Here is a 12,559-nt window from a genome sequence, read left to right as displayed (position 1 = left end):
TCGGCGGCGACTGGGGCCGGCCGTATGAGGGCCGGGTAGCGCGCGCCCCGGAGCCCGTGGCCGCGGGCCGGCGCGTCCTGCTGCGCCCGGACGAGGTGAAGGAGGCCTACCTCCACCTCGCCTTCGGGATTCCCCAGGCGGACCACGAAGACGTGCCCGCGCTGGACGTGCTGGCGATGATCGCCGGCCAGGGCGACGCGTCCCGGCTGGCGCGAGAGGTGAAGCGCCGCCACAACCTGGTCAACGACATCCACACGTTCGCCTATACGCCCTCGGACCCGGGCATCTTCTCCGCGTCGCTGACGCTCCAGCCCGCCAACGCCGTCCGGGCGCTGGAGGAGACGGCGCGGGGGCTGGCCACGCTGCGCGCCACGCCGGTGACGGCGGAGGAGCTGGCCACGGCCAAGGCGCTGGTGGAGGCGGAGGCCGTGTACCAGCGCGAGACGGTGCAGGGCGTGGCCCGGAAGATGGGCTTCTACCAGTCCGGCATGGGCAGCCTGGAGGCGGAGGCCCGCTACTACGAGGCCGTGCGCAACCTCACGCCCGAGCACCTGCGCGCCGCCGCCGAGCGCTACCTGCGCTTCGACCGCGCCATCGTCACCGGCCTGCTGCCGGAGGGCACGCCGCTGACGGAGGCGCAGGTCCACGAGGTGCTGGACACCGTGGACCGCGAGCCCGCCGCGGCGCCGCCCGAGCGCAAGCCGCGCAAGGTGGCCGTGGGTGACTCGCCGGTGCGCATCCTGAAGGGCACGGGTTCGGGCCCCAGCGACATCATCACGGAGAAGCTGCCGTCGGGCGCGACGATCATCGTGCGCGTGGAGCCGGCGGTGCCGCTGTTCGCCATCCGCGCCGCCTTCGCGGGCGGGCTGCGCTACGAGACGCCGGAGGACAACGGCATCACCACGCTGCTCACCCGCAGCCTCACGCGGGGGACGCCGACGCACCACGCGGAGGAGGTCTCCGACCTCATCGACGCGTTCGCGGGCAGCCTGGGGGGCCAGAGCGGACGCAACTCGGTGGGCCTGCGCGGAGAGTTCCTGTCGCGCCACTTCGAGCCGGCCTTCCGCCTCTTCGCGGACTGCGTGCTGAACCCCTCGTTCCCGGAGGCCGAGGTCGCCCGCGAGCGCACGCTGCTGCTCCAGGACATCCTCACGCGCGAGGACAAGCCGTCCAGCGTGGCCTTCGACCTGTTCAGCAAGACCATCTACCAGACGCACCCCTACCGGATGCCCACCACGGGTGAGCAGGCGTCCGTGGAGCGGCTGACGCCGGAGCTGCTGCGCGCGTGGCACGCGGCGCACATGGACCCGTCGCAGCTGACGCTCAGCGTGGTGGGTGACGTGAAGGTGGACGAGGTGATGGCGCTGGCGCGCGAGTACTTCGGCGCGTCGCGCGGCAAGGCGGTCCCGCCGCCGAAGGTGCCGCTGGAGGCGCCGCTGGAGGGGCCTCGCGAGGCGAAGAAGGTGCTGGCGCGGGCCCAGGCGCACCTGGTGCTCGGCTTCCCGGGCGGCCGGGTAGGCGACCCGTGGCAGCACGCGCTGGAGGTGCTCTCCACGGTGCTGTCCGGCCAGGGAGGGCGGCTCTTCGTGGAGCTGCGGGACAAGCGCTCCATGGCGTACAGCGTCAGCTCGTTCGCCATTGAAGGCGTGGATCCGGGCTACTTCGCCACGTACATGGGCACCAGTCCCGAGAAGGTGGACGCGGCGCTGGCCGGCATCCGCGCGGAGCTGGAGCGCGTGCGCGACGAGCCCATCCCCGCCGAGGAGCTGGCGCGCGCCAAGCAGCACCTCATTGGCACGCACGAGATTGGCCTGCAGCGCAACGGCTCACGCGCGGCGGTGCTGGCGCTGGACACCTGCTACGGCCTGGGCCTGGAGAACTTCCTCCACTACGCGGACCACGTCGCCGCGGTGACGGCGGACGACGTGCGGGATGTGGCGCGAAGAATCATCAACTTCGACCGCAGCGCGATGGCCGTCGTCGGCCCGTAGTTACGCGGTGTCCCTCGGGAAGACGCGCCGCCCTAAAGGGCGGTGCTCCCGAGGGCGCCTTCGATGGCTTCGAGCAGGGGCTGTGCCGGGGCGCCCGGGAGCGTCGTGCAGCCCCGGGCCAGCTCGCGTTTCATCCGGAGCCGGTCCGGCCGTGAGCGCGCCTCTCCCGCCAGCGCCTGCGGGTCCACCGGCGTGGCCAGCAGCGTCGCGCAGGTGCGGAAGGTCTCCAGCCGGTCCAGGTCCTCTTCTTCCAGCGTGACGGGCGTGCCATCCAGCGCCAAGCCGGCAAAGGACAGCCGTTGAATCTCGTCCGCCGTCAGCACCAGCGCCCCGTTGAGGGTGAGCCGGGGCGGAGGCTGCGGGCCCGGCCCTCCCGCCAGCTCCACCACGCCGTCCACGCGCTTGGGCTGGCAAGGCACCTCGCGCAAGGACAGCAGCTCAGCCCGCTTGCGCGTCTCCCGCGTCTCGCCGCTGCGGGAGAGTTGGACGATGCCGGCCACCACCGCGGGTACGCCGACAACGAGCAGCCCCAAGCCCCACCCCGTGGCGACGTCGCGGCTGGAGGCGCCGTAACGGCCGTGCTCGTCGATGGCGGAGCGGTTCGGTGTGTCCGAGAACAACGAGCGTCCCACCAGCAACGTCCCGCCCAGCACCGCGAAGACGCCGCCGCTACTCACCTCCGCCGCCACGCCCGTGTTGCCGTGCGTGGAGATGATGTCCTCCGCGTACTCCCCATGCTGCTCGGTGCGACAGATGTCCGACGAGGAGAACGACAAGGTGAGCCGAGGCCACTGCACCTGCGTCGTGGCGAAGGGGATGCGCTCGTTCAGCGCCTTCTCCTGGGACCAGGTCCGCAAGAGCGGCCCGCGCTCCGTCCTCCGCTCCACGTCCAGCGGCGCGCACCCCACCGCCGTCACCAACACCGCCGCCCCCAGACGCTTCATGGCGGGTCCCCCCGGAAGAAGCCCGCGACGTCCGGGCACCCGGTGAGAAACCGCGTCGCGTCCGCACAAGCCGGGGGGTGGTCCGTGGACGTGCCCCGGCTGAGCAGGACCTCGCGGCACTCCAGGACGCGCTCCCGCGTAGGAGATGCGAAGGTGAAGGCATCGTCCTCGCAGCCCGTCCGCTGGAGGAGGGTGGCCTCGCAGCTCAGCCCCAGGTCCAGTTGCACCGCCACGCAGGAATAGGCCGCCGCCGACTGGCACAGCCGGACGACGACATCCCGACAAACGGCGGCATCCGGCGCGTCCGGTCCAGAGCAGGCAATCAGGCAGACCAGGGGCCAACAGTGAAGGAGGCGTCTCACGGTGCTTCCACGCTAGCCACGCTGGGATTAAAGGGCCCGCATGTCCCAGACCTATCTGTCACTCACAGTGGAGTTGCCCGAGGAAGCGTCCGAGGCCGTACAGGACCTCATCCACGAGTCGGGCGCGCTGGGCCTCGAGGTGAGGGATCGCGAAGCGCCTCTCATGCCGGGCGTGCGCGGACCGAACCCTGGCGAGGCCATCATCATCGGCTACTTCGACGAGCGCGACACGGCCGAGTCCGCCCGGGACGAAGTGGCGGCATCCTTCCCCGAGGCGAAGCTCACCTTGGATGAGCAGCCCCAGCAGGACTGGAGCAACGAATGGAAGTCGCTCATCAAGTCCGTGCATGTGGGCAGGTTGTGGGTCGGTCCCCCGTGGGACAAGGCGAACGCGCCCGCGGGCACCGTGCAGCTCGTCATTGAGCCGAAGATGGCCTTTGGCACCGGTGACCACCCGACGACGTCCCTGTGCCTCGCCGCCGTGGACGCGTACATGGCGGAGCACCCGGGCGCCTCCGTCCTGGACGTGGGCACCGGCACGGGCGTGCTGGCCATCGCAGCGAAGAAGCTGGGCGCGAGCCGCACCGTGGCCACCGACAACGACCCGATCTCCGTGGAGCTGGCACAGGAGAACCAGGCGGAGAACGGCACGCCGGACATCGAGGTCTCCGGCAAGGAGCTGACCCAGGTGGAGGGCACCTTCGACCTGGTGCTCGCCAACATCCTGGCCAACACGCTCATCGAGCTGGCCCCGCTGATTGTGGCGAAGACGAAGGACCGCCTCGTGCTCGCCGGTGTGCTCGCCCACCAGCGCGCGGATGTGGAGACCGCCTACCGCAACCTGGGCCTCACCGTACTGACGGGCGCCACCCAGGGCGAATGGGTGCGCATCGACCTGAAGCGCTGAAGCGCATGGCGCCGTCCCCGTGTGACAGGCGCGGGGACGGCGGCCCGCGTGCTACGGCCGTTCGACCCGGACAGGCCGCAGCGCACGGTCCAGCACCACCACCGCCGTGCCCAGGCCGCCACTCCGCATCCGGGAGTAACGGACGTCGCGGATGGTGACGTGCCATCCATCAGGGCGCTCCTCCACTTGATAGGTGGGCAGACGCAGCCAGTTGGCCAGCCCCCGAAGCTGCGGCGCCGACAACGCGGCCTGGATGACGGGCCCCGGCTGGGCTTCGCGCGGCACGCTGGCGTCACTGATTTGGAAGCGGCCCGCGTCGTCCGCCAGGAAGTCGGCTCGGACGAAGTGGTAGCGGTCCGGCCCCACGGCGATGATGTCCCGCACGAAGGGGTTGGCCGGCAGCGGCCCTGCAATCGCGCGCTCCACGGAGAGGTCCTGCGAGCGCAGCCACTCCAGCGCGCGCGGCGCGGCCACCTGCGAGCCCACGAAGATGGCGCCCAGGTAGAGCAACAAGCCCACGCCGCAGACCCGCGCCACGCGCTGCGCGGAGAGGACGTGGGTCCCCCGCAGCCGCAACCAGACGATGGCGGCCACACCCACGGCCCACATCACCTTCGCGGGCCACGGGACGAAGGCGGGAACCATGATGAGCGCGGTGGAGGCCACGCCGAGCACCACCCACCCCGCGGCGGACCTGCGCGTGCGCGCATCCGCCATGATGACGGCGGCGCCCGCGAGCAACCACACCCACGGGTCGATGATGAAGAGCGCGTCGCCGTAGAACCACGTCCCGTCAAAGGGCATCAGCAGCCGGACGCCATACGTGTTGAGCCAGTCCAGTGCGGGGTGGCTGAGCACCGACACCGTGGACAGCACCAGCAACGGCCCGAAGCGAGCCGGCCGCAGGTCCGGGTGCCTGCGCCTGCGCACGTACCTGTCCCAGAGCAGCATCAACCCGGTGAGGACGAAGGGCCACAGGGACAGGGCGAGCACGCCGTGGGTCCAGCCCCGGCGCCAGTAGAGCGAGGCATCCGAACCCGCGAAGGTGACGAGGGCATCGACATCCGGCAGGTTGGCGCCAATGACGAGCGTCGCGGTGGCCAGCGGCGTGGTGCGCTTCAGCCCCGCCTCCGCCATCCACGCGCCGACGAGCGAGTGAGCCAGGTTGTCCATGGCCGCACTCTAGGCATGCCCGCACCGGCAGGCGCCTCTCCAGGGTGGTGGGCCCCGCGCCCGAGACACGGTAGCGTCACGCCCGCGTGGAGACGCCGCCCCCTTCCCGGCCACCAACCGACGTCCGCTCCCAGCTCGTGGGGCCGATGCTCGCCTACCTGCGCGCGACGGGGCGCGACCCGTCCCCCCTGGTGGAGCGCTTCGGGCTGCCCGGCAACGCGAGCACACTGCCCGAAGTCACCCTCCCCCTGGCCACCCTGCACGCCTTCCTCGACGCGGCCGAGGCCCTGTCCGGAGACGCCTTCCTCGGCCTGCACGTGGCGCAGCGAGTCCCGCGTGGAAACTACGGACTGGTGGAGTACATCGCCCGGGCCTCCCCCACCGTCCGGGACACCTTCCGCGCGCTGGCCCGGTACATGGCGCTGCTGGAGCCCGCCTGGCGCGCCTCCTTCCAGGACGCACCGGACGGCAGCGGCACCTTCGTCTACGGCATCCCGGGTGAGCCCCTGGCCTATGGCCGCCACGCCAGCGAGTTCGGCCTGGCCCTCTTCGTCCATGTCGGTCGCCAGCTCACCGAGCACCCGTGGAGTCCGCGCCACGTCTCCTTCGCCCACCCCGCACCGGCGGACCTCCGCCCGCTCCAGGAGCACTTTGGCGTCACCCCGGCGTTCGACGCGGGCCGCAACGCCCTGACGCTGGACGCGGCCACGCTGGCGCTGCGTGTGGTGGACGCGGACCCCGTCCTCCTCTCCGTCCTGGAGCGCGCCGCCGGCACCCCCGCCGCCGAGCCGCCCTCGGCGCCGCCCACGCCCCCCTTCCTGCAGCAGGTCCGCGACGCCCTCCGCGACTCCCTGCGCGACGGAGCGCCGCAGATGGGCGACGTGGCGAAGCAACTCCACGTCAGCCCCCGCACCCTCCAGCGCCGGCTCGCCGAGCACGCCACGTCCTTCCAGGACGAGGTCGACGCAGTGCGCCGCGGGCTGGCCTTTGACTATCTGCGCGACGCACACCTGGGGGTCAGCGAGGTGGCGTTCCTCCTGGGGTACTCGGAGCTGAGCACCTTCGACCGCGCCTTCAAGCGGTGGACGGGCATGACGCCCCGCGTCTGGCGCGAACGGCCCGCAGCGGGCTGAGCCCGGGTGGCGTGTCCGGCCAGGAGATTGGCGTCCGCGGCCAGGAAACCCGGCGCCACTTCCCCTACGCTGCGGAGCATCCACACCCCTTTGCTTCCGGAGGACGCATGCTCAAGCCTCATGTGGTCGCCCTCTTCGACGAATACTACTCCTCGCATCAGCACCCGACGAACCGGCTGACGCACAAAATCGCCATCCCGCTCATCGTGCTCCACATCGTCGCGATGCTGGACTGGGTGCACCTGCTGGCGGTGCCCGCGATTCCGGGCGGCTCGCTGACGCTGGGCATGGTGGTGTTGGCGCTGGCCAGCGTCTGGTACCTGCGCGCCGACGTGAAGCTGGGCATCCTCGTGGTGCTCTTCATGGCCGCGTGCTTCCCGGTGGGCCGGCTGATGCCCACGTGGAGCGTGGTGGCCGTGGCCGCGTTCGCGTGGCTGGTGCAGCTGGCCGGGCACAGCGTGTGGGAGAAGAAGTCGCCTTCCTTCCTCACCAACCTGGTGCACGCGCTGGTGGGTCCGCTCTTCTTCGTCGCGGTGCTCCTGGGGGACTACGTCCTCAAGCCGCAACAGCAGTCCGCCACCACGCCGGTCCGCGCGTAGTCCCACGCCATGACGAGCTTCGCCGACAAGCTGCGCGTCTGGTTGCCCCTGCATGAGAACGGCGTCAGCCGCGCCGCGCACTTCGTGGGGGCCTACATGTTCATCTTCGCGTGGCTCGTCCCGCTCAGCTTCGTCCGGCTGCCCGTGGGCGACGTGACGCTCACGGCAGCCCACCTGCTGCTGCTGGCGGTGGTCCTCTACGCCGTCTCCTTGGAGTGGACGGCGGGGCTGCTGATGGCGCTGCCCCTGGTGCCCACGCTGCTCGCCGCGGAGGCCGTCGTCGCGCGGTTTCCGGCGGGCACCGCCGCCGCGGTGGCGGTGGGCGTCATGGCCGTGCGCTTCGCGCTGGTCGTCGGCGCGCACGTCGTCTTCGAGAAGAAGACGCATGGCCTGTCCCTGGGCGGGCCCCTGCTCTTCTTCATCGAGCCCGTCTACCTGCTCACGGTGGCCCTGTTCTCCGTGGGCCTGAAGCATGCGCTGCGGGCCGAGGTGACGACGGGCCCCGGCGAGTCACAGCCCGCCTGAGCGCCCAATCCGCGACGAGGCGCTACGTGCCCGCCGCGGCCTTGAGCACGGGCGGTACGTCTCCAGAGGGGCGCGGGCCATGCAGAGAGTAGACGACCACGGACTCCCGCCGGCCCTTCACATGCGCTTCGCCCAGGCGCTCGCCCACGAAGTGTCCGCCGCTCTTCTGCCACGTCCGCTCGCTCACCAGGATGTCCACGCCATGTGACTTGGTGAGGCCCTCCACGCGAGACGCCAGATTCACCGCGTCACCGATGACGGTGTACTCGTGCTGCTCGGCGCCGCCGAGCATGCCCGCCGCCACCACGCCGGTGTGCAAGCCGATGCCAATGCGCAGCGGAGGCAGTCCTCGCTGTGCGCGCTGGTCATTGATGTCCTCCAGCTTGGCGCGCATGTCGAGCGCCGCCCGCATGGCCAGCTCCGCGTGGTCCTCGCGCGCATCCGGAACGCCCCAGCACGCGAGCATCCCGTCGCCCAGGAACTTGTTCACGATGCCGTGGCGCGCCATGACGATGTGGGCCATGTGCCCGAAGTAGTCGTCCAGCAACGCCAGCACCTGGCCCGGGTCCAGCGTCTCGCTCAGCGTGGTGAAGTCGCGGATGTCGCTGAAGAGGATGGTGACGTCGCGCTGCACCGGCTGGAGGGAGTCATCCCCCAACTGCATCACCCGCTCCACCACCTGCCGGGGCAGGAAGCGGGACAGGCCGTCGCGGCGGCGCAGGTTGAGGAACATGCCGCCCACGTCCGAGTTCGTCAGCGCGATGAGCGCCCCCAGGGCCGCGTAGCAGATGAGGACGAAGCTGGTGCGCGCCACCGAGCCGTGCCCCGTCATCCACGCGAGCAGCGCGTAGGCGCCGCTGGACAGCACCGTGGACAGCAGCACATGCCACCACGAGTAACGCACCACGGAGAACGCCAGCACCATGCCCAGGCTGGCGCACAACATGCCTGCATCGAAGACGCCGGAGATGCGCCAGGTGTGCCACGCCATGAAGGAGAAGAAGCTGGTGTCCGCCAGCGTCGTGGGCACGGGCAACCACCGGGCCCGGTTCGGGTGCGGCTTCTGGAGCAGCAACACGACGATGGCGACGACGGAGAAGAGCACGTACGCGGCCATCGCCTGCAGGCGCACGCCGTCCACCGGCGCCGAGTACGTCTCCCCGCCGCCCCAGGCGATGACGCCCTGGCTGACCGCCATCAGCGCCACCACCAGGACGCGGACGACCGCCACGCGGCGCTCGCCCTGAAGCGAGCTGGTCGCCAGCACCACCTCTTCGTTGGAGTGTGATGAGGCTTTCTCGCTGCGGCGCATGGTGACGAGCACTGCTCGCCATCGTGCCTCAACTCCCCCTCGAACAGCGAGCGCACTGGGCTTCCGCGGTCAGCGCATCTTTTGCGCCTGCCAGGACGCGTCCGGAGCAACGGTCCGTCGTCCTGACACCTTGAAGTCGGTGGCCCCCAGGGTCAGAGTCCAGCCCCCCGCGCGCTGGAGAACTCGCCTTGGTCCGCCTCTTCGCCCCGTTGCCCGAGCCCGCTCCCGCCGAAGTGGCGCTGACCGGCGAGCGCCGTCACTACCTCCTGCATGTCCTGCGGCTGGAGGAAGGCGACGCGCTGGAGGTCTTCGACGGGAAGGGCCGGGCCTTCGAGGCCCGCGTGGCCCACGTCACGCCGGAGGTCGTGCGCGTGACATTGGGCACCGCGCGCGTGGCCCCCCCGCGCCGCGAGGTCAGCATCCTTCAGGGCCTGCCCAAGGGCGACAAGCTGGAGCTGGTGCTCCAGAAAGGCACCGAGCTGGGCGCCACCGCCTTCCACCCCGTGGCCACGGCGAGGAGTGTCGTGAAGCTCGAGCCCAAGCGCGCGGAGGAGCGCACCTCCCGGTGGACCAAGATTGTCGAGGAGGCCGCGCGGCAGTGCCGCAGGGACGACGTGCCACGCGTGGCCACGCCCGCTCCACTGGTGGAGGCGGCCCGCTCGCTGCCCACGGGCACCACCCTGCTCGTGCTCGACGAGGAGGAGTCGTCCGTGCCCTTGGGCGAAGCGTTCCGGGCCGCGGGCGCGGGCACCGCCGTGGCGCTGGTGATTGGCCCCGAAGGGGGGCTCGCGCGTGAAGAAGTGGAGGCCTTGAAGGCCCTGGGCGCGCGGCCGGTCACCCTGGGCAAGCGCATCCTCCGTACCGAGACGGCGGCGCTCGCGGCGCTGGCGGTGATGATGCACCTGGACGGCGAACTCGGATAGCAGGGGGGCAGCCGACCGCACGAGGTGGGCAGTTCACACTGTCCGAAGATGATTCCTAGGTTTCTGCCGTAAGGGACTTCAGGGGTCCCTCGAACAGGAGAGACACTCATGGGGATCATCGCATTCATCGTCATCGGCCTCATCGCGGGTCTCATCGCCCGCGCCATCCTCCCCGGGAAGCAGAGCATGGGGCTGGTCGCGACGACCTTGCTCGGCATGGTCGGCTCGCTCGTGGGCGGCCTTGTCGGTTCGCTGTTCCAGCGCGATGGCCGGCTCTTCGACCTGCGGCCCGCGGGCATCATCATGTCGGTGATCGGCGCAATCGTCGTGCTCCTGCTGGTGGGCGCAGCCGGACGGCGACGGGTACATGCCTGAGAGTGAAGGACGCTCCACGCGAGGTCCCTCGAGGGACACGCGCATGAAACGGTGATGAGCCCCTGACGGTCCTTCGAGCGAGGGACCTCGGGGGCTCGCACTTTTCTTGCCCCCGGCTCATGGCTGTCTTTTCATGTAGCAGTCGTCCAGCCGGGAGGAGTCCGTTGTCCAAGTGCTTGAAGTGCGGTGCCATGCTTCCACCCGTGGGTGAGTGCGCGGCCTGCGACACCGTCACTGTCCGCTCATCCGGATTGCCCAGCCTCCTCAATCGCGACATCCGCATCGACCGCCGCACGGAGCAACGCGCGGAAGAGCTGTCGACGCTCCCGGGCACCCCCGCGTTCGCCGACCTGGCGCAGCATGCGCCGCCGCCCCCTTCCGTTGCCCCCCTGTCCACGCTGCTGCCGGGCCCCGCCATGCCTCGCGCGGCGCAGCCCGCCGCCACGCCCCGGCCGCTGCAACAGCCGGGAGCCGCCGCCCTCCGCGCCGCGCAGCCGGGTGCCGCGCCTCAGCAGGCCGCGCCTCACGCGGCGCAGCCCGGTGCCGCCGCCGCGCCTCGGCAGGCCGCTCCGCACGCGGCTCCGCCCGGTGCCGCCACGCCTCGGCAGGCCGCTCCTCACGCGGCTCCGCCCGGTGCCGCCGCGCCTCGGCAGGCCGCTCCTCACGCAGCGCAGCCCGGTGCCGCCGCGCCTCGTCCCGCGCAGCCCGGAGCCGACACGTCTCAGCAGGCCGCGCCCCGCGCCGCTCAGCCCGGCGTCGCACTGCCTCACGCCCCGCCGCCGGGTGCAGGTGTCGCCGTGCCGCGCGCCGCCCAGCCCCAGCCGGCGACGGGTTCCCCCATGACGCCGGCCTACGGAACGCCGCCGGTGGCGCCAGCGCCGCGTCCGCAGGCCCCGACACAGCTGGCGGCTCCGGCGATTGCGCCCGTCGGCCTGCCCCGCATGGAGCAGGCGGCACCTCCCGTCGCGTCCACTTCCGGACTGCCTCGCATGGAGCACGCGGAGGCCGCCTCCACGGGTCTCCCGTCGATGGAGCCCCCGTCCACGGCGCCCTCGGCCCTGCCGCACATGGAGCCGCTCCTCCCCGGCGTGTCCGTGGGAGTGGCTCGCTCCGAGGCCATCAAGGCGCCTCCGTCCAAGGCCCAGGTCAAGTCCGCCTCGGGCGTCACGGAAGTGCGCGCCCGCCCGGCCTCCCTGTGGCGGCGGCTGCTCTCCTTCTCCGTCGACACGGCGGCCATCGCCGGGGTGGCGGCGCTCTACATCACCCTGGCCTCGTCCGTGACGGGGCTGAAGACACCGGAAGCGGGGCTGACGGGGTTCGATGCCTTCGTGGCCTGGCTGCGCGCGCTCCAGACCATCCTCCTGCCTGGGTTTTTCCTCGTGCTGGTGCTCGCGCTCGTGTACTGCGCGGTGGCGGCCTTCCTCTGGAACGGCCGGACCCTCGGACGGCTGCTCCTGGGTCTGCGGCTGGTGGACACACATGGGCTCGCCCCGGCACCGGGTCGGGCCATCGTGCGCGCCCTGCTTTCCAGCGTGTCCTTCGTCTTCTTTCTCGGTGGCTTCTGGATGGCGCTTTTCGACCGGCGCGGGCAGACGCTTCATGACAAGCTGACGTCCACCTTCGTCGTTCAACCGAGCTGAACCACCGGCTCATTGTGCCTTGCGGCCGTGGCCGTAAGATGCCGCGTCCTACATGCCCGCCCGTCTCGCCCAGTTCCTCGTCTCACGCATGCTTCTCACGCAGGAGAAGGCGGGGGAGGTGCTGCGTCAGCACCAGACCCTGGGCGGGCAGGTGGACTCCGTGCTGTTGGAGCACGGCGTCGCCAGCGAGGCGGACGTGCTCGCGATGCTCGGAGAGGTCTCCGGCTTCATGCCGGTGAACCTGATGGACTTCGAGCCCAATCCCGAAGTCGCCTCCTTCATCCCGCCCAAAATCGCCGAGCGCCTGTGCGTCGTCCCCCTGTCCCTGGACGGCAACACGCTGCACGTCGCCAGCGGCTACCCGGTGCCCAAGAAGGAGCTCGACGAGGTCGGCTTCCTCCTGGGCAAGCCGCTCGAGCTCTGGGTGGCCACCGAGGTGCGCGTTCGCGAGTGGGTCTCCACCATCTACCGCCAGCCCCTGGCCCCGCGCTTCGCGAAGCTCGCGGCGGCGTTGGATCCAGAAGCCCAGGCGGCCCTGCCCCCGCCGCCGCCCGCCGCCGCCCTGGAAGAGGAGTCGCTCACCGCGGACATGGTGGAGCGGCTGGCTCGCTCCGTCGCGCAGGAGCCCCTCGCCGTGGAGGCCAGCGCCGCGCCCCAGGCCGCGGCGCCTCGTCC

The 12,559-nt window shown here is 71.3% G+C and carries 12 protein-coding genes and 1 pseudogene; 9 read left to right on the top strand and 4 right to left on the bottom strand.

All coding sequences use genetic code 11. From position 1 onward, the window contains the following. Positions 1 to 1,991: pitrilysin family protein (locus tag HV826_RS34590; protein WP_176421290.1), on the top strand; the 1,991-nt coding region annotated here is incomplete at its 5' end. A 32-nt stretch (positions 1,992 to 2,023) separates the two neighbouring features. Here the strand turns inward: HV826_RS34590 and HV826_RS34585 are convergent. Both HV826_RS34585 and HV826_RS37710 read right to left on the bottom strand, forming a co-directional pair. Then, positions 2,024 to 2,935 (bottom strand): hypothetical protein, encoded by a 912-nt coding sequence (locus tag HV826_RS34585; protein ID WP_255217554.1) that lies wholly within the window; start codon positions 2,933 to 2,935, stop codon positions 2,024 to 2,026. Next, on the bottom strand, positions 2,932 to 3,297 hold the full coding sequence (locus HV826_RS37710) for a hypothetical protein (RefSeq protein WP_368671058.1): 366 nt from the start codon (positions 3,295 to 3,297) through the stop codon (positions 2,932 to 2,934). Before HV826_RS37710 ends, HV826_RS34585 begins: the two co-directional genes overlap by 4 nt. 40 nt (positions 3,298 to 3,337) lie before the next feature. Between HV826_RS37710 and HV826_RS34580 the strand changes: the two genes are divergently transcribed. Further along, on the top strand, positions 3,338 to 4,204 hold the full coding sequence (locus tag HV826_RS34580) for a 50S ribosomal protein L11 methyltransferase (protein ID WP_176421288.1): 867 nt from the start codon (positions 3,338 to 3,340) through the stop codon (positions 4,202 to 4,204). 51 nt (positions 4,205 to 4,255) lie between these two features. Here the strand turns inward: HV826_RS34580 and HV826_RS34575 are convergent, their stop codons facing one another. After that, complete coding sequence (locus HV826_RS34575; protein ID WP_176421287.1) at positions 4,256 to 5,377, bottom strand: metal-dependent hydrolase; 1,122 nt, start codon at positions 5,375 to 5,377, stop codon at positions 4,256 to 4,258. A gap of 86 nt (positions 5,378 to 5,463) precedes the next feature. On the opposite strand from HV826_RS34575, the gene HV826_RS34570 reads away from it, so the two are divergent. The 3 genes from HV826_RS34570 (at position 5,464) to HV826_RS34560 (ending at position 7,634) form a co-directional block, all read left to right on the top strand. Then, positions 5,464 to 6,510, top strand: a complete 1,047-nt coding sequence (locus tag HV826_RS34570; RefSeq protein ID WP_176421286.1) for an AraC family transcriptional regulator — start codon at positions 5,464 to 5,466, stop codon at positions 6,508 to 6,510. A gap of 107 nt (positions 6,511 to 6,617) precedes the next feature. Continuing rightward, entirely contained in the window at positions 6,618 to 7,109 is a 492-nt protein-coding gene (locus tag HV826_RS34565) for a DUF962 domain-containing protein (RefSeq protein WP_176421285.1), read from the top strand. Positions 7,110 to 7,118: 9 nt separating this feature from the next. Continuing rightward, positions 7,119 to 7,634, top strand: a complete 516-nt coding sequence (locus tag HV826_RS34560) for an Mpo1-like protein (protein ID WP_176421284.1) — start codon at positions 7,119 to 7,121, stop codon at positions 7,632 to 7,634. Positions 7,635 to 7,656: 22 nt separating this feature from the next. On the opposite strand, the gene HV826_RS34555 is transcribed toward HV826_RS34560, so the two are convergent. Continuing rightward, positions 7,657 to 8,946, bottom strand: coding sequence for an adenylate/guanylate cyclase domain-containing protein (locus HV826_RS34555; RefSeq protein WP_217918894.1), 1,290 nt, complete (start codon positions 8,944 to 8,946; stop codon positions 7,657 to 7,659). A 188-nt stretch (positions 8,947 to 9,134) separates the two neighbouring features. Here HV826_RS34555 and HV826_RS34550 point away from each other — a divergent pair, with 188 nt between their 5' ends. The 4 genes and pseudogenes from HV826_RS34550 to HV826_RS34535 all read left to right on the top strand — a co-directional run. Then, complete coding sequence (locus HV826_RS34550) at positions 9,135 to 9,869, top strand: 16S rRNA (uracil(1498)-N(3))-methyltransferase (protein ID WP_176421282.1); 735 nt, start codon at positions 9,135 to 9,137, stop codon at positions 9,867 to 9,869. A 108-nt stretch (positions 9,870 to 9,977) separates the two neighbouring features. Continuing rightward, positions 9,978 to 10,244 (top strand): GlsB/YeaQ/YmgE family stress response membrane protein, encoded by a 267-nt coding sequence (locus tag HV826_RS34545; RefSeq protein WP_163784503.1) that lies wholly within the window; start codon positions 9,978 to 9,980, stop codon positions 10,242 to 10,244. Positions 10,245 to 10,435: 191 nt separating this feature from the next. Continuing rightward, positions 10,436 to 11,884 (top strand): RDD family protein, encoded by a 1,449-nt coding sequence (locus HV826_RS37935; protein WP_303623450.1) that lies wholly within the window; start codon positions 10,436 to 10,438, stop codon positions 11,882 to 11,884. Positions 11,885 to 11,936: 52 nt separating this feature from the next. Beyond that, positions 11,937 to 12,559 (top strand): annotated as a pseudogene (locus HV826_RS34535) (FrgA protein); the annotation flags it as partial.

Source organism: Myxococcus sp. AM010, assembly GCF_013372585.1.
In the GTDB taxonomy this organism is placed as follows: Bacteria; Myxococcota; Myxococcia; order Myxococcales; family Myxococcaceae; genus Myxococcus; species Myxococcus vastator.
This window is presented reverse-complemented; position numbering and strand designations above follow the sequence as displayed.